The organism is Micromonospora sp. WMMD1120 (assembly GCF_029626235.1).
Taxonomy (GTDB): domain Bacteria; phylum Actinomycetota; class Actinomycetes; order Mycobacteriales; family Micromonosporaceae; genus Micromonospora.
Map to the genome: position 1 here is coordinate 4411168 of NZ_JARUBO010000005.1, position 16749 is coordinate 4427916.

Below are 16749 nucleotides of genomic sequence, written 5' to 3' on the forward strand. Positions count from 1 at the left end.
ACACGATCAGCTAACCCATCGGTAAACCGTGGCCCCGTCGGGCACGCCGGGGAGAATGGCAACCGGGGCGGGGAGCGGCGACGACTGCGGGGGAGCACGCGTGCGCGGAACCAGCGCCCTGGGCCGGCTGCGCCAGCGTGACCCGGAGTACGCGATCCTGCGCCGCGCCGCCCGGCTGACCTTCGTCGCCTCCGTCGTCTTCTACGTCGGCCGTTACGGCCTGGGAAGCACCACGCTCGCCACGTACGGCCTGTTCGGCACGATCGCCGCCGGGGCGTTCGCCCAGCTGCCCGGTCCCGCGCCGCAGCGGGCGCGAATCCTCGTCCTGGCGCTGCCGGCGGTCTGGGCGCTGATCGCCGCTGGCGCATTGCTGGCGTGGAGCACCTGGGCCGCCGCCGGTGGGATGCTCGTCATCGGCTTCGTCGTGGCGTTCGCCGGGGTGGGCAACCCGCGGCTGGTGGGCTTGGCGAGCGCCTTCCAGCTCTTCTACATCCTGGCGTCCTTCCCGCCGTACCAGCCGGGCAGCCTGCCCCAACGGCTGGGCGGCGTCACCCTCGCCATCGCGCTGGTCGCCGTCGCCGAGGTGGTTCTGTGGCCCGATCCGGTTCCGGTGTCGTACCGGCGGCGGCTGGCCGAGGCGTCGGACGGCGTCGGGGCGTACCTGCACGACGCCGCCGCCGCGCTGACCGACCCGCACACCGCTCCGGGTGGTCGCGGTCCGCGGCGTCAGCGGGCGTACGACCTGGTCGCGGCGCTGGATCTGACCCGTACCCCGTCGGGGTGGTCGCCGACCGCGGCGGGCGCCCGGGACCGGTCGTTGCGGATCTGCGCCGCCGCGCTACACCAGGCGCTGGCCGAGGCCGACCGGTTGGCGGCGGACCTGCCGCCGCGACCACTCCCGGACCCGGCGGCGGCGCGGCTGCTCCGCCTCGGCGCCGAGACGACCCGCGCCGCCGGGCACAGCCTGTCGGCCGGTACGCCGCCGGCCGACCTCGGCGCCCTGGACGCCGCGATTCGGCGGGCCGAGGCGTCGTACCGGGTAGTGGCGGGCGACCCCAGGGACCCGCCGGACGTAGCCCGGTTCTGCCGGGACGCGACGGCGCTGGCCCTCGCCGACCAGGTGCGGATCTTCGCGGTGGCCGCCCGGGTGGCCACCGGGGCGCGCCCGGACGGCACGGACGCCGGCGGCGGCCTGTTCGAGTACGCGCGGCACCGACCGTGGACGCTGTACTGGCGGCAGTACCGGGCCCACGTGGCACCCCGCTCGGCCCATCTGCACAGCTCGTTACGGCTGGCCGTGGCGCTCGCCGTCGCCCGGGTCGCCGCCGGGGTGCTGCAGCTGACCCACGGCTTCTGGGTGCTGCTGGCCACCCTCACCGTCCTGCGCACCTCGGCGGCCGACACCCGGACCGCGCTGCGACCGGCGGTGCTGGGCACCGTCGCGGGCGCGATCGTCAGCGGCGTGGTGATGCTCGCCGTCGACCAGCCGGTCGTGTACGCGGTCGTCCTGCCGGTGACCCTGATGCTGGCCTTCGGCGTCGGACGCCTGCTCGGCCCGGTGTGGCAGCAGGCGTTGTTCACGGTGCTGCTGACCGTCGTCTTCGCCCAGCTCAACCCCGAGGGGTGGCGGCTCGCCGAGGCCCGCCTGGTGGACGTGCTGTTCGGCGCGGTGATCGGCGTGCTCGCCGGAGTGGCGATCTGGCCGAGGGGCGCGGGCCACGACCTGCGGCACAACGCGCCCCGCTATCTGGCGGCCAACGCGGACGCGGTCGAGCGGACCGTCCAAGCGGTGCTCGGTGACGCGCCAGCACCGCAGCGGGCCCTCGCTCGGGTCCGGCGTCGAATGGTTCTCATCGACTCCTCGTACTGTCAGTACCACTCGGAGCGGCACGACCCGCGCCGGCAGCAGGTCGACTGGGATGCCGTGCTGAGCGCCGGGCACCACGTGGTGGCGGGAGCCGAGTCGCTGCTGCGCCGTAACCCGCCCGGCTGCCTCGCCGGCTGGCCGGAGGCGGCGGCGCTGCTGCGGGACACCGCCGGGCGGCTGCGTTCGGCGTACGACGACCTGGCCGACGCGGTGGCCCACGACCGCGCCGCCGGGCCGTTCCCGGCCCCGACCACGTGCGTGGAGGAGGTGGACCGGATCCGCCCGCTGCTGGGCGGGGCCGACCCCCGCGCGGTGCGGCACCTGGTGGAGGTCGACCGGTGGCTCGCCGGCCTGGCCGCCGCTCTCGCCCGGACACACACCTGATTCCCGTCCGATGTGACCGATCCGGTGCGCCAACCAGTCAGCACAGGTGAGAGTCCACCGGACCCGGGAGGAAAAACAGACATGGACCAGAACCTGCGGGTGCTCTTCGACCGCGCTATGGCCGACGAGCCCGAGCCGCCCGCCGTCGACCTGGCCGGCGAGGCGATGGCCGCCGGCACCGGGCTACGTCGACGGCGACAGCGGTTCGTGGCGGCGGGCGCGGCGGCGGTGGCCGCCATCGCGGCGGCGGGGGCGCTGAACGTGGCGACACCGCAGCGTCACGACGTGCCGCCGCCGACCGAGGTGCCGGCGGCCTTCGGCATGCTCGTGAACCGGGCGTGCGAGTTCCCCGCCCGGGAGATCGCCACGCACGCGTCGGTCTTCCTGACCCGCGAGATCAGCGACCAGCAGCGCACCGCCCTGGACCACGCGTTGGAGGCCGATCCGGCGGTCGCGACAGTGGTGTACGAGAGCCGGGAGGAGGCCCTGGCCCGGTTCCGGACGATGTACCGGGACGCCCCGGATCTCGTCGCCGCCGTCCGGGCCGAGCAGATGCCGGAGTCGTTCCGGGTCACGCTGACCGGACGGTCGGAGTACGCGGAGCTGGCCGGCCGGGTCGAACCCCTGCCCGGGGTCGACCAGATGTACGGCATCGACTGCCCGGCCGGCACGAACGCCTCGGTGGTCGACTGATGGCATCGGTGCGTTGGGGCGCGGCCCGGCGGCGGGAGCACGCGGCCCGGCAGGCGGAGTTCACCGCGTTCGTCGAGGCCACCGCGCCGGGACTGCGCCGCACCGCGTACCTGCTGTGCCGGGACTGGCACCTGGCCCAGGACCTCACCCAGACCACCTTCGCGCGGATGTACGCGAGCTGGGGCCGGATCCGGCACACCACGAACCCGCAGGCGTACAGCTGTCGCGTCCTGATGAACGTGGTCTTCGACCAGAACAGGCGGCGCAGCGCCGCCGAGGTGGTGCTCGCCGAGCTGCCGGAGGCGGCGCAGCACCGCTCCGACGACACCACCGAGCTGCACGTCGCCCTGCTCCAGGCGCTGGCCACCCTGCCGCTGCGGGACCAGGCCATCGTGGTGCTGCGGCACTGGGAGGACCAGAGCGTCGAGACGGTGGCCAGCGCCCTCGGTGTCTCGGTGTCGGTGGTGAAGATGCGCAACGCCCGCGCGTTGACGAAGCTGCGGGCGCTGCTCGGCCGGGACTTCGTCCGGATCTGACAGGCCGCCGATCGCCGATTGGCAGTGCCCGTCGCCCGTCGGCCGACCTACCGTCGAGGTCATGGAGATCGAGCAGGCGCAGCAGTTGTGGAAGCCCGAGCCCGGCTGGTTGAACACCGCCTCGTACGGGTTGCCGCCGGAGCCGGCGTGGACGGCGTTGCAGGAGGCGCTGGGTCAGTGGCGGGTGGGCAGCACCTCGTGGGAGGGCTGGGGCGACTCGGTGCAGCGTTCCCGTACGGCGTTCGCTCGGCTGATCGGTGTGCCGGAGGGCGACGTGGCGGTCGGCGCGTCCGTCTCGCAGATGCTCGCGCCGGTGGCGGCGGCGCTGCCCAGCGGGGCGACGGTGGTGGCCCCGGACGTCGAGTTCACCTCCAACCTGTTTCCGTGGCTGGTGCAGGAGGAGCGCGGCGTCACGGTCCGCACCGTGTCGTTGGAGTCGCTCGTCGACGCCATCGACGCGGACACCGACGTGGTCGCGTTCAGCCTGGTGCAGTCGGCCGACGGCGCGGTCGCCAGGTACGACGAGATCGTGGCGGCCGCCCGCGCGTACGACGCGCTGGTGGTGGTGGACGCGACCCAGGCGTGCGGGTGGCTGCCGTTCGACGGCAGCCGGGCCGACGTGGTGACGGTGGGCGGCTACAAGTGGCTGATGAACCCGCGCGGAACCGCGTTCACCTACCTGGCGCCGGCGCTGCGGGAGCGGCTGCGCCCCGACGCCGCCGGCTGGTACGCGGGCCGCGACCCGCACGCCTCCTACTACGGCCCGCCGCTGCGGCTGGCCGACGACGCCCGCCGGTTCGACATCTCGCCGGCCTGGTTCAGCTGGGTGGGCGCGGCCCCGGCCCTGGAGTTGGTCGCCGAGATCGGCGTGCCGGCGATCCGGGCGCACGACGTGGCGCTGGCCAACCGGTTCCTGCGCGGGCTGGGCCGGCCGCCGGGGGAGAGCGCCATCGTCGCCGTGGACGTGCCGGACGCCGAGCGTCGCCTGGCGGCGGCCGGCATCCGGGCGGCGGTGCGCGCCGGACGGGTCCGCGCCTCCTTCCACGTCTACTCCACGGAGGCCGACGTGGACGCGGCCCTGGCGGCGCTGACCGACTGACCCGCCGCCGGTGACGGCCCGCCACGGCCGGCCGTCACCGGCTCGCGTTTCAGGCCAGGTGGCCGCCGATCTTCGTGTAGCCGCGCAGCAGGTCCCGCGAGATGATCAGGCGCTGCATCTCGTCGGTGCCCTCGAAGATGCGGTACAGCCGGACCTGCCGGTACCAGCGCTCGATGGGCAGCTCCCGGGTGTAGCCCATGCCGCCGTGGATCTGGAGCACCCGGTCGACGACCCGGTTGACCATGCCGGCGCCGTAGAGCTTGCCCATCGAGGAGGCGTGCCGGGGGTCGAGGCCCTGATCGACGGTCCAGGCCGAGCGGAGCACCAGCCAGCGGGCCGCCTCCAACTCGGTCTCCGAGTCGGCGATCATCCACTGGATGGCCTGGTTGGCGCCGATCTTCGTACCGAAGGTCTCCCGGGTGTTGGCGTGGTCGATGGCCATCTGGAGGGCCCGCTCGGCGATGCCGATGGCGTGCGACGGGATGGTGTAGCGGCCCTTGCCGATCCACTCCATGCCGAGGGTGAAGCCCTGCCCGATCTCGCCGAGGATGTTGCGGTGCGGCACGCGGACGCCGTCGAAGATGAGCGAGGCCGGCCCGCCCTCGCCCATCGTCTGGATGAACTCCGAGCGCCAACCCATCGAGCGGTCCACCAGGAACGCGGTGGCCCCACCGTTGCGGGCGCCCTTCTCCCGGTCGGTCACCGCGACCACGATGGCGAAGTCGGCGTCGTGCCCGCCGGTGATGAAGGTCTTCTCGCCGTCGAGGATCCAGTCGTCGCCGTCGCGGCGGGCGGAGAGCCGGATGTTCGCGGCGTCCGAGCCGGCGCCGGGCTCGGTGATCGCGAAACAGGAGCGCCGCTCGCCCTCGATCGTCGGTACGAGGAACTCCCGCTTCTGCTCCTCGGTGGCGTGGAACAGGATGTTGTCCGCCTCGCCGCCGAAGCGAAACGGCACGAACGTGCGGCCCAGCTCGGTCCAGATCAGCGACTGGAGCACCGCCGGCAGGTTCATCCCGCCGTACTCTTCCGGGGTGGCCAGGCCCCAGAAACCGAACTTGCGCGCCTTGAGCTGGAGTTCGCGCACCTCGGAGTGGTCCAGGCCCGGCTGGTGTGCCCGTACCCGGCGTAGCACCTCCGCCTCCAGCGGCAGCACCTCGCGCTGGATGAACGACCGGACGGTGTCCCGTACCGCCCGCTCCTCGTCGGTAAGGGAAAAGTCCACTGTGGTCCTCCTGCGTCGGGCTGCCGGACACCTTTAAACTAGCGCTGCAAGTTTTGCTTCGTCCAGACCCGAGCGCCGAGACCGCGAGGAGCGCAGTGCCCCGACCCAGTCAGCCCCGGCTCACCCGGCAGCTCATCGTCGAGACGGCCACCGCGCTCATCGACGCCGAGGGGCTGCCGGCGTTCTCCACCCGCCGGCTCGCCGCCGAGCTGGGCGTGCGCGGGCCGTCGCTCTACAACCACTTCGCCACCAAGGACGAGATCCTGGACGCGGTCGCCGACTCGGTCACCGGCGCCGTCGACACCAGCGGCTTCGCCAGCCGGGACTGGGTGACCGCCCTGCGGGACTGGGCCTGGTCGTACCGGCGGGCGCTCACCGCGCACCCGAACATCGTGCCGTACCTGGCGCAGGGGCCCGGTCGGCGACCGGCGGCGCTGGCCATGGCCGACGCGGTCTACGGCGGGCTGGTCCGCGCCGGCTGGCCGCCCGCGCGCGCCACCCACATCGGCGCGGCGCTGCGCTACTTCGTCGCCGGGTCGGCGCTCGGCTCGTTCGCCCGTGGCTTCGTCGAGGACCCCGAGCTGTACGCCGCACACTACCCGCACCTGCGGCAGGCGCACCGGCTCGCCGAACACCAGCAGAGCGTCGACGAGGGCGCCTTCGCCCTCGGACTGGACGCGCTGCTGCACGGCCTGGCCGCCGAGTACGCCCGCAGCGTCGACGCTGTGGAGTCCGCCCGGCCCACGGGGTAGCGTCCAAACTCCCAGTGCTAGTTTCCTCGCCCCCACCCCCGAAGGGACGACATGGACCTCGCCGCCCCGCCGTCGCAGCTGCCCGACGCCCTGCGCCTCCGGCGCCACCTGCACGTCGGCGGCGGGTGGACGTCTCCCGCCGCCGACGACCTGATCGACGTGGAGAACCCGAGCACGGGCGAGCTGGTCGGGCACGTGCCGGCCGGCACCCCGGCGGACGTGGACCGGGCGGTGGCCGCCGCCCGCGCCGCGTTCCCCGCCTGGTCGGCCGCCACACCCGCCGAGCGGTCCGCGCACCTGGACCGCCTGCACACCGCGCTCGCCAGCCGAGCCGACGACCTCGCGCGCACCATCGCCGTCGAGATGGGCGCGCCGCTGAAGCTCGCCACCCGGGTGCAGGTCGGGTTGCCGCTGACGGTGCTGCGTGACCACGTCGCGCTGGCCGCCCGCCCGCCGGTGGAGGAGACCATCGGCAACTCGCTCGTGGTCCGCGAGCCGGTCGGTGTGGTCGGCGCGATCACCCCGTGGAACTACCCGCTGCACCAGGTGCTGGCGAAGCTGGCCCCGGCGCTGGCCGCCGGCTGCACCGTGGTGCTCAAGCCCAGCGAGCTGACCCCGCTGACCGCGTACCTGCTCTTCGACGCGGTCGCCGAGGCCGGGCTGCCGCCGGGGGTGCTCAACCTGGTCACCGGCACCGGACCGGTGGTCGGCGAGGCCCTCGCCGGGCACCCCGACGTCGACGTGGTGTCGTTCACCGGATCCACCGCCACCGGCGCCCGGATCATGCGCCTCGCCGCCGACCGGATCGCCCGGGTCGCCCTGGAGTTGGGCGGCAAGTCGGCGAACGTGATCCTTCCCGACGCCGACCTGTCCACCGCGGTCAAGGTGGGGGTCGGCAACGCGCTGCTCAACTCCGGCCAGACCTGCACGGCGTGGACCAGGATGCTGGTGCACCGTGACCGCTACGCCGAGGCCCTCGACCTGGTCGCCGCGGCAGTGGCGGGTTACCGGCTCGGCGACCCGTTCGACACGGCCACCCGGCTCGGCCCACTGGTCTCCGCCGCCCAGGCCGAGCGGGTCCGCGGGCACATCGACCGTGCTCTCGCCGACGGCGCCCGGCTGCTCACCGGCGGTCCGGACGCCCCGGTGCCCGCCACCGGCCACTTCGTCGCCCCGACCGTCTTCGCCGACGTGCACCCGGACAGCGCCCTCGCGCAGGAGGAGGTCTTCGGGCCGGTGCTCGCCGTCATCCCGTTCACCGACACCGACGAGGCGGTAACTATCGCCAACAACTCCCGGTACGGGCTGGCCGGCGCGGTCTGGTCCGCCGACACCGACGCCGCCCTCGCCGTCGCCCGGCGGCTGCGTACCGGCGCCGTGGACATCAACGGCGCGCCGTTCAACCCGCTCGCCCCGTTCGGCGGCTACAAACAGTCCGGCCTGGGCCGGGAGTTGGGCGTGCACGGTCTGGCCGAGTTCTGCGAGCTGAAGGCGATCCAGCGGTGACCGGCCCGGAGCCGGTGTCCGCGGCGGCGGGTGGCGCGCGGTCGGTGTCCGAGCCGGTCACCGTCCGCGCGCTCGTCGCGCGCGCGTCCGACGCCGCGCTGCGAATCGAGCGGGTACGCCTGCCCGCTCCCGGCCCCGGCGAGGTGCGGGTGACGATCAGCGCCGCCGGGGTCTGCCACTCGGATCTGTCGATGGCCAACGGCACCCTCGCCGCGCGGTTCCCGCTGGTGCTCGGGCACGAGGCGACCGGGCTGGTGGCCGAGGCCGGGCCGGGCGTGGACCTCGCCGTCGGCACCCCGGTGGTGCTCAACTGGGCGCCCGCCTGCCGGGCCTGCTGGTGGTGCCGACGCGGCGAGCCGTGGCTCTGCGCCGCCACCACCGCCCCGACGGTGCCGCGCGGCGAGACCGAGGACGGCGTACCGCTGCACGTGACCCTCGGCCTGGGCGCGCTCGCCGAGGCCGTGGTGGTGCCGCGGCGCGCCGTCATCCCGATCCCCGTCGGGCTGCCCGTGGACCAGGCGGCGCTGCTCGGCTGCGCCGTGCTCACCGGCATCGGCGCGGTCCGCAACACCGCCCGGGTGGCGCCCGGCGAGTCCGTCGCCGTCGTCGGGCTCGGTGGGGTCGGCCTCGCCGTGCTCACCGCCGCCCGTCGGGCCGGCGCCACCACGATCCTGGCCGTCGACGTCGCCGAGGCCAAGCGCGACCTGGCCCTCGCCGCCGGTGCGACCGACTTCCTGCTCGCCGACGACCGGCTCTCCAAGGAGGTACGGGCGCGCACCGAGAGCCGCGGCGTCGACCACGCCTTCGAGTGCGTCGGTCGCGCCGCCACCATCCGCGCCGCCTGGCGGCTCACCCGGCGCGGGGGAGCGGTGACGGTGGTCGGCATGGGCGGCAAGGACGACATGCTCAGCCTCGGCGCGCTGGACATCTTCCACTCCGCCCGTACGCTGCGCTCCTCGGTGTACGGCTCGTCCGACCCCGACCGGGAGGTGCCGGCGCTGGCTGCCGAACTCGCCGACGGTGCGCTGGATCTGCGGCTTCTGGTCAGCGGCACGATCCCGCTGGAGGAGGCGCCCGTGGCCTTCGACCGCCTCGCGCGAGGCGAGGGCGCCCGCTGGGTGGTCACCCTGGACTGAGCACCCCCCGCCCGCGCGGCCCTCGCCCCTAGTCCCGCGCCCTCGCCCTCTCTCTCGCGCCGATTTCGCGCCCTCTCTCCCTCGCCGATCTTGCACTTTCGGATGTCGGTATGGGAGGGAGTGCCCTTCTTGTCCGGACAGAAAGTGCAAGATCGCGGGGCGCGGGGAGCGGGGCGTGGGGCGCGGGGCGGTTCGCGGCGGTGGGGCCCGGGGCGGGTTACTTGCCGGTGACGATGCCCGGGTTGATGCAGAGTCCCGGGTTCGCGCCGTTCTTCTCGGCGATCTCCAGGCAGCGGGTCACCTTGTCCACCTTGGCGTTGGTCTCGGTGATCTGCTTGGAGATCTCGGCGTTCTTGCGGTCCTGCTCAAGGTTGCGGGTCTGCGCCAGCTTGTCCTGGAATGCCTTGATATTGCCCTCGGTCTTGTCGTCGTGGTTCACCCGGGTGATGGTCACCGAGAGGATGTCGACGTCGGCGGCGAGGCGGGACTCCGCGCTGGTCTTGATGTTCGCCGCGAACGGCTTCAGGTCGACGTTGAGGTCGCCGGTCCGGGCGTCGATCTTCTCCAGCGGGTTGTACGCGGCGAAGGCGTCGTTGACGGCGCTGTCCAACTGCACGCCCACCCGCTGGCCCCGGAAGCTCTCGAAGTCACCCTTGTAGTCCATGAACTGCTTGGGCGCGTTCTCCGGTCGGACCTGCCACTCGACGAGCACCTCGACGCAGGCGTCGGCCAGCGTGCCGGTGCGCACCCGTACGCAGTTGTCGCCGCCGATGTGGTCGTACTTCTGTCGACCGGCGTCCCACTCGCCGACCTTCTGCCACGGGGCCACCCACTTGAGGCCCGAGCCGGTCACCTTGCCGGTGGGCTTGCCGAAGCTGGTGACGATGCCGACCGAGCGGATGGGCACCGAGTGGGCGCTGGAGGCGACGCCGACCAGGACGGTGAGCACGAGGAGGGCGAGTGCCGCGAGACCGGCCGTCCGCTTCACCGGCCGCGCGGGGCTGACGAGGGCGAGGACGGCGCTGATCGCCAGGGCGACGGCGAACACGATCGCCATGGTGAAGCCGACGGGCATGGGGTGGGGCCTTCCGCTGAGCTGTGTGGATCATCAACCGTAGGAGATCCGGTCAACTCGACGGCGGGCGGTGGTGACAACCGCGCCGGCGCATCCACCGCGCGTCGTTTGAGCGAACCCTCGGGTAGGGAACGTCTACCTGGGGGTGCGTCTGGTGCTTACCGATCCGATGCCGGCCGAGGCCGTGCAGATCGCGCACAAGCAACTCTCGCTGGCGGCCGAGGACCTGGACGCCAACGCGGTCGCCTCGCTGCTGCTGGAGTTGGCCGAGACGTGGGGTGTGCCGGCGCTGTGGGAGCAGGTCTGCCGTCCGCTGCTGGAGCGGCCGCCGGGGGGTGCCGCGACCGGGCACGCCCTCGTCGAGGGGGTCCGGGTCGGGTTCGACGCGTACCGTCGGGAGCCGGGCCGGTCGCTGCCGACCGGCGGGTTGCTGCTGGCCGGGGCCGAGCGGGACGCGCCGGGCCTCGGTCTGCTCGCGCTCGCCGCCGCGCTGCGCGGTCAGGGCAGGGGCTGCCTGAACCTCGGGCCCGCGCTGCCCTGGTCCGCGCTGACCAGCGCGGCGCGCCGGGCGCGGCCGCGCACCGTCGTGCTCTGGGCACAGACGCCGGTCACCGCCCGCGCGCACCGCCTGGTGCGCTTCGCCCGGGACTTCCCGGCGGTTCGGGTGTACGGCGCGGGGCCGGGCTGGGTCGACCCGCTCGCCCCACCGACGACCCGGCTGGACACGCTGCCGGAGGCGGTCACCGCCTGCCTGACCGCCGCGCCGACACGTGACTCCCGCCACATTCGATACGGATCGGTGCCGTATCGTTAATGCGACCCGTAGGCTGACCGCGGTTACGAGTCTGATGCGTATCGTATTGCGCGGCCAGTCACAGCATGGGGGAACACCGGCATGGAGCTGCACGACAACACCGGACACCCGAGGAGGTGGGCGATCCTGGGGGTGCTGGTGATCAGCCTCCTCGTGGTCGTCCTCGACAACACGATCCTCAACGTCGCACTGCGCACCCTGGCGGACCCGGTGCACGGCCTCGGCGCGAGCCAGGGCGAGCTGGAGTGGGCCATCAACTCCTACACGCTCGTCTTCGCCGGGCTGCTGTTCACCTTCGGCGTGCTCGGCGACCGGGCCGGCCGCAAGCGCTTCCTGATGATCGGCCTGGCGGTCTTCGGCCTGGCGTCGCTGCTCTCCGCGTACGCGCAGAGCCCCGGCCAACTCATCGCGGCCCGCGCCCTGATGGGGGTCGGCGGCGCGGCCATCATGCCGGTCACCCTGTCGATCATCTCCAACGTCTTCGACCCGCGGGAGCGCGGCCGGGCCATCGGTGTCTGGGCCGGCGCTGTCGGTCTCGCCGTGGCGATCGGCCCGATCCTCGGCGGCGCGCTGCTGGAGCACTTCTGGTGGGGCTCGGTCTTCCTGATCAACGTGCCGGTGGTCGTCGCCGGCGTGATCCTGGTGGCGCTGCTGGTCCCCGAGTCGCGTGACCCGCGGCCCGGCCGCGTCGACGCGCTCGGTGTCGTGCTCTCGGTCGTCGGCCTGGTCGCCCTCTCCTACGGCATCATCGACGGCGGCGAGCACGGCTTCGACCGTCCGGTGGCCTGGGGTTCGATTCTGGTCGGCCTCGCGGTGCTGGCCTGGTTCGTGCGGCACGAGCGGCGCAGCGACCACCCGTCGCTGGACGTCCGGCTGTTCCGGGTGCCCCGCTTCGCCGCGCCGGTCGCCATCGTCGGCCTGGTGTTCTTCGCCGCCATGGGCTCGATGTTCTTCGGCTCGTTCTACCTGCAACTGGTGCGCGGCTACAGCCCGTTGCAGACCGGTCTGCTCTTCCTGCCCTTCGCCGGCGCCCAGCTCATCTTCGCGCCGCGCAGCGCCGCGATGGTCCGCCGGTACGGCGGGAAGGCCGTCGCTACCGTCGGGCTGGCGCTGACAGTGGTGTCGCTCGCCGCCTTCGTCTTCATCGGCGCGAGCACCCCGATCTGGATCGTGCTGCTGGTCTTCCTCATCCAGGGCGCCGGGATGGCCAACATCATGCCGCCGGCCACCGAGTCGATCATGTCGGCGCTGCCCCGGGAGAAGGCCGGCGTGGGTTCGGCGGTCAGCAACACCATCCGCCAGGTGGCCGGCGCGCTCGGCGTGGCCGTCCTGGGCTCGGTGCTCTCCGCGGTCTACCGCAGCGACATCAGCGACGCGTTGACCGGCCTGCCCAACCAGGCCCGGGACGCCGCCAACGAGTCGATCTCCGGGGCGTACGCGGCGGCGGGCCAGCTCGGCCCGGCGGCGCCGACGCTGATCTCGGCGGCCAACGACGCGTTCGTGACCGCGATGCACTGGGCGGCCGGGCTCTCCGGGATCATCGCCGCGCTCGGGATCATCGTGGTGCTGCGCTGGATGCCGGGCCGGGAGGCCACGAACCTCGGCCCGGCCGCTCCGGCGGCCGAGCCCGAGTTGGCCGGCACGGCATAGGTTCGGGGAGAATGTCGGACATGACGTCCACTGCTGATGCTCCGCGGTCGCCCGGTCGACCGCGGAGCATCCGCGCCGATGAGGCCATCATCGAGGCCACCCTCGACCTGCTCGCCGAGGGCAGCACCATCGAGGCGCTCTCGATCGAGGCGATCGCCGCCCGCGCCGGTGTCGGCAAGGCCACCATCTACCGCCGGTGGGCCGGCAAGGACGCGTTGCTCCTGGACGCGCTGCGGCGGCTCAAGGGCGTTCTGGCGCAGCCGGCCGGTCACTCCGTCCGCGACGATCTGGTGTTGCTCGTCGGCGCGATCGGCAAGAACCATGACCCCCGGGCCGCGAAGATCATGCCCTGCCTGGTGCCGGCGGTGAACCGCAGCTCGGACCAGTTCCAGCTCTACCAGAACATCATCGCCCCCCGGCGGCAGCTGATGCGCGAGGTGCTGCGGCGCGGCATCGCCGAGGGGGCGCTGCGGGCCGACATCGACGTCGAGGTGACGATGGCGCTGCTCACCGGGCCGATGCTGATCCAGCGGGTGCTCCAGTGGAACCCGGACCTGGACGAGCGGACCCTGCCCGAGCGTGTCGTCGACGCCGTGCTGGAGGGCATCCGCGCCCGCTGAGCCGGCGCGCCGGGCCGGCACGGTCGCTGCCGCGGCCCGCCGGCCTGGGGCGGCGTGGTCGCTGCCGCGGCCCGCCGGCCTGGGGCGGCGTGGTCGCTGCCGCGGCCCGCCGGCCTGGGGCGGCGTGGTCGCTGCCGCGGCCCGCCGGCCTGGGGCGGCGTGGTCGCTGCCGCGGCCCGCCGGCCTGGGGCGGCGTGGTGGGGCGCGGCCCGCCGGCCTGGGTGGCCTGGTCGGGCGCGGCCCGCCGGCCCCGGGGGTGCCCCTGGTCGGGCGCGGTCAGCCGGCCGGCGTCCGCAGCCGGTGCAGGCGTAGCGCGAGCTGCACCTCCAGGGCCCGCTCGGGTCGTTGCCAGTCGGCGCCGAGCAGCTGCCCGACCCGTTCCAGGCGCTGGGTGACGGTGTTGACGTGCACGTGCAACTGCTCCGCGGCGCGGGCGAGACTGCCACCCACCCCGAAGTACGCCTCCAGCGTCTTGACCAGCGCCGTGCCACGCCGGGCGTCGTAGTCGACCACCGGCCCGACGGTGGTCCGCAGAAAGTCGGTGACGTCCTTCTCGCCCCGGTCGCCGACGGTGCCCAGCAGCAGCCCGACGAAGCCCAGCTCTCCCGTGCTCGCGCCCTGACCGGCGCGGCCCAGCGCGCCCAGCGCCGTCAGGCACCGGTCCGCCTCCTGGAAGGTCCTGGCCAGCGTCGCCGGCGTCGCCGACGGGCCGCTCGCCCCGGCGGTCACCGGCCGGCCGGTCGCCCGGGACAGATCCCGGGCCACCGCGCGGGCACTGCCCCCGGCATCGGTGCCCGGCAGCATCAGCACCACCCGACCGTCGCGCGCCGCGGCCAGCCCGCCACGCGACGAGGCGTACGTGGTGGCCCAGGAGAGCACCCGCTGCCGGGCCGAGCCGGTCGCGGCGATCGCGTCGTCGCCCACCGCCACCAGCACGTGCGGCGCGTCCAGGTCGACGCCGAGCCGGCGCGCCCGGCTGCGTAGCGCGTCGGTGTCGCGCAGCGGACGGGCGATCAGATCGTCCAGCAGCTCGCCGCGGACCCGACCCTCCGCCTCGGCGACGGTGCGGCGGAACAGCAGCAGCAGCGCGGTCACCAACGCGGCCCGCTCCAGGATGCGCTGGTCGGCGTCGACCAGCTCGTCGTCCGGGCGCAACACCAGGGCGCCCAGGTTCTCCGTGCCCGCCACCACCGCGGCGTACCAGAGCGGACCCCGACGTACGCTGCGCCCCTCGGTCCGGGACGCGGCCACCGCCTCCACGATGTCCGTCCGGTCCGGCTCGTCGATCTCGCCCACCCGGGCCAGCAGCCGGCCCTCGGCGTCGAGCGCCAGCAGCGCGCCGCCCAGCACCTCGGTCACCGCCGCCGCCACGTCCTCCACCCCGCCGCCACGCAGCACCAGCGCGGTCATCCGGTCGTGCGCCGCCGCGGCGCGCTCCACCGAGGTGCTGTGCGCCCGGATGGTGGTGTTCGCCGCGGACAGCTCCGCCAGCGCCGAGCGGGTCTCGGTCAACAGCCGGGCGGTGTCGATAGCCACCGCGGCGTGCGCCGCGAGCGACACCAGCAGGGCCACCTCCTCCCGGACGAACGGCCGGGCCGAACGATTGGCCGCGTAGAGCACCCCGATGGAGGTGGAGCCGAGTCGCAGCGGCACCCCGAGGATCGCCACCAGACCCTCCTCACCGACCCCGGCGTCGATCTCGCCGGTGTGGTGGAACCGCGCGTCCTCGCCGTAGTTGGCGGTCACGTACGGGGCGCCGGACTGGGCCACCAGGCCGCCGAGGCCGGCGCCCATCGGCAGGCGCAGCCGCTGGAAGCGGGCCGACACCGACCCGTCGGTCACCCGCATGTACGTGTCGCCGCGCTCGTCGTCGTTGAGCGTCATGTAGGCCACGTCCGCGCCGAGCAGGTGCCGGGCCCGGTGCACGATCGCCCGCAGCACGTCGTCCAGGTCGCGGAGCCCGGCCAGGTCGCTCACCGTGTCGTACAGGCCGGACAGCTCGGTCTCGCGCCGGCGGCGGCGCTCGAGCAGCGCGCGGACCCGCAACGCCACGGACCTGGCCTGCTCCAGCTCGGCCAGCCGGTCCGGTGGGAGCCCGGCGGCCCGCGCGGCCACGAGCGGGCCCTCGAACTCGACCGCCGCGGCCTCACGGGCGAGCAGCTCCAGGAACTCCACCGGCGATGACATGGTCGACATTGTGCGCGGGCCCACTAGTTGGCCGTCCAGCCCCCGTCGAGCGCGATCGACGCGCCGCTGATGAACGCCGCTGGCGGCGAGCAGAGGTACGCCACCAGCTCGGCGACCTCGGCCGGCTCGATCAGCCGCTTGATCGCGGCCCGGGCCAGCATGATCTTCTCGACCACCTCGGTCTCGTCGATGCCGTGCGTGGCCGCCTGGTCGGCGATCTGGCTCTCCACCAGCGCGGTCCGCACGTACGCCGGGTTGATGCAGTTGGCGGTGACCCCGTGCGCGGCGCCCTCCAGGGCGACCACCTTGGACAACCCCTCCAGGGCGTGTTTGGCCGAGACGTAGGCCGCCTTGTACGGCGAGGCGCGTACGCCGTGCACCGAGGAGATGTTGACGATTCGCCCCCAGCCCCGGTCGTACATGTGCGGCAGGGCCCGGCGGATCAGCAGGAACGGCGCCTGCACCATCACCCGCTGGATGTACTCGAACCGCTCGACCGGGAAGTCCTGCACCGGCGCGACATGCTGGAGGCCCGCGTTGTTCACCACGATGTCCACGTCCATGTCGAGCTGCTCCACCGCCGCGGCGTCGGACAGGTCGACGCCCTCGGCCCGGCCCCCGGCCTCGGCGGCCACCTCCTTGGCGGCCTCCAGGTTGCGGTCCAGCACGAGCACCGTGGCGCCGGCCGCGCCCAACCGCAGGGCGCACGCCCGCCCGATGCCGCTGCCGCCACCGGTGACCAGGGCGGTCCGACCGGCGAGGTCGACCTGTACGACGTGGGGGACCGCCACGGGTTCTGCCGTCATGGCGCAAGAAGTTACGAGCTGTGTGCTTCCCGGCACATGGGCCGGCGACACATACTCCGACCCGAAGCTGTGTGGCCCGCGCCGCCTCCGCCGACGACGACCGCCCGCGCCTTCCGGTCGCCAGCCCCTGTAGCCGATCCCCTGCCCCGCAACGCCTGTCGCGCTGCGGGCCCTGGCCCGCGCCGCTCTGGCCCGCGCCGCTCTGGCCCGCGCCGCTCTGGCCCGCGCCGCTCTGGCCCGCGCCGCTCTGGCCCGCGCCGCTCTGGCCCGCGCCGCTCTGGCCTGCGCCGCCTTCGTGCCCTGCGCCGCCTTCGCCGCAAGATCGCGCAACATCCATGATGTCAACGCCGTTGCGTTTGGCGATCGGGGCTTGAGTCAAGGCTTTGAAGACGCGAACGGGAC

Annotated in this window: 14 protein-coding genes; 10 read left to right on the forward strand and 4 right to left on the reverse strand. The window is 73.9% G+C overall.

Translation table 11 applies throughout. The annotated features are described in order from the left end of the window. Nucleotides 1-100: 100 nt before the first annotated feature. The 4 genes from O7634_RS20665 to O7634_RS20680 all read left to right on the forward strand — a co-directional run bounded on the left by O7634_RS20665 (nucleotide 101) and on the right by O7634_RS20680 (nucleotide 4579). On the forward strand, nucleotides 101-2251 hold the full coding sequence (locus tag O7634_RS20665) for an FUSC family protein (RefSeq protein ID WP_278151762.1): 2151 nt from the start codon (nucleotides 101-103) through the stop codon (nucleotides 2249-2251). A gap of 81 nt (nucleotides 2252-2332) precedes the next feature. Beyond that, nucleotides 2333-2944: a permease-like cell division protein FtsX gene (locus O7634_RS20670; RefSeq protein ID WP_278151763.1), complete on the forward strand. Its 612-nt coding sequence runs from the start codon at nucleotides 2333-2335 to the stop codon at nucleotides 2942-2944. Beyond that, nucleotides 2944-3480 carry a SigE family RNA polymerase sigma factor gene (locus tag O7634_RS20675; RefSeq protein WP_278151764.1) on the forward strand — a complete coding sequence of 179 codons (537 nt, stop codon included), beginning with the start codon at nucleotides 2944-2946 and terminating at the stop codon, nucleotides 3478-3480. The genes O7634_RS20670 and O7634_RS20675 overlap by 1 nt, the downstream gene beginning before the upstream one ends. 61 nt (nucleotides 3481-3541) lie before the next feature. Beyond that, nucleotides 3542-4579, forward strand: a complete 1038-nt coding sequence (locus tag O7634_RS20680; RefSeq protein ID WP_278151765.1) for an aminotransferase class V-fold PLP-dependent enzyme — start codon at nucleotides 3542-3544, stop codon at nucleotides 4577-4579. 49 nt (nucleotides 4580-4628) lie between these two features. On the opposite strand, the gene O7634_RS20685 is transcribed toward O7634_RS20680, so the two are convergent. Further along, nucleotides 4629-5801 (reverse strand): acyl-CoA dehydrogenase family protein, encoded by a 1173-nt coding sequence (locus O7634_RS20685; RefSeq protein ID WP_278151766.1) that lies wholly within the window; start codon nucleotides 5799-5801, stop codon nucleotides 4629-4631. 95 nt (nucleotides 5802-5896) lie between these two features. Between O7634_RS20685 and O7634_RS20690 the strand changes: the two genes are divergently transcribed. From O7634_RS20690 to O7634_RS20700, 3 genes are all read left to right on the forward strand, one after another. Next, complete coding sequence (locus O7634_RS20690; RefSeq protein WP_278151767.1) at nucleotides 5897-6553, forward strand: TetR/AcrR family transcriptional regulator C-terminal domain-containing protein; 657 nt, start codon at nucleotides 5897-5899, stop codon at nucleotides 6551-6553. A gap of 51 nt (nucleotides 6554-6604) precedes the next feature. Next, nucleotides 6605-8059, forward strand: a complete 1455-nt coding sequence (locus O7634_RS20695; RefSeq protein WP_278151768.1) for an aldehyde dehydrogenase family protein — start codon at nucleotides 6605-6607, stop codon at nucleotides 8057-8059. A 98-nt stretch (nucleotides 8060-8157) separates the two neighbouring features. Beyond that, a complete protein-coding gene (locus O7634_RS20700) occupies nucleotides 8158-9195 on the forward strand; it encodes a zinc-binding dehydrogenase (protein WP_278154032.1) in 1038 nt (345 codons plus the stop codon). Between the two features lie 217 nt (nucleotides 9196-9412). On the opposite strand, the gene O7634_RS20705 is transcribed toward O7634_RS20700, so the two are convergent. After that, complete coding sequence (locus O7634_RS20705; protein WP_278151769.1) at nucleotides 9413-10270, reverse strand: SPFH domain-containing protein; 858 nt, start codon at nucleotides 10268-10270, stop codon at nucleotides 9413-9415. Between the two features lie 154 nt (nucleotides 10271-10424). On the opposite strand from O7634_RS20705, the gene O7634_RS20710 reads away from it, so the two are divergent. From O7634_RS20710 to O7634_RS20720, 3 genes are all read left to right on the forward strand, one after another. Beyond that, entirely contained in the window at nucleotides 10425-11084 is a 660-nt protein-coding gene (locus O7634_RS20710; protein ID WP_278151770.1) for a transcriptional regulator, read from the forward strand. A gap of 81 nt (nucleotides 11085-11165) precedes the next feature. Then, complete coding sequence (locus O7634_RS20715) at nucleotides 11166-12734, forward strand: MFS transporter (protein ID WP_278151771.1); 1569 nt, start codon at nucleotides 11166-11168, stop codon at nucleotides 12732-12734. An 11-nt stretch (nucleotides 12735-12745) separates the two neighbouring features. Further along, entirely contained in the window at nucleotides 12746-13354 is a 609-nt protein-coding gene (locus tag O7634_RS20720) for a TetR/AcrR family transcriptional regulator (RefSeq protein WP_278151772.1), read from the forward strand. Between the two features lie 276 nt (nucleotides 13355-13630). Here the strand turns inward: O7634_RS20720 and O7634_RS20725 are convergent, their stop codons facing one another. Together O7634_RS20725 and O7634_RS20730 are read right to left on the reverse strand one after the other, a co-directional pair. Further along, nucleotides 13631-15550, reverse strand: coding sequence for a helix-turn-helix domain-containing protein (locus O7634_RS20725; protein WP_278151773.1), 1920 nt, complete (start codon nucleotides 15548-15550; stop codon nucleotides 13631-13633). A gap of 14 nt (nucleotides 15551-15564) precedes the next feature. Further along, a complete protein-coding gene (locus O7634_RS20730; RefSeq protein ID WP_278151774.1) occupies nucleotides 15565-16347 on the reverse strand; it encodes a 3-hydroxybutyrate dehydrogenase in 783 nt (260 codons plus the stop codon). Between the last annotated feature and the right edge of the window lie 402 nt (nucleotides 16348-16749).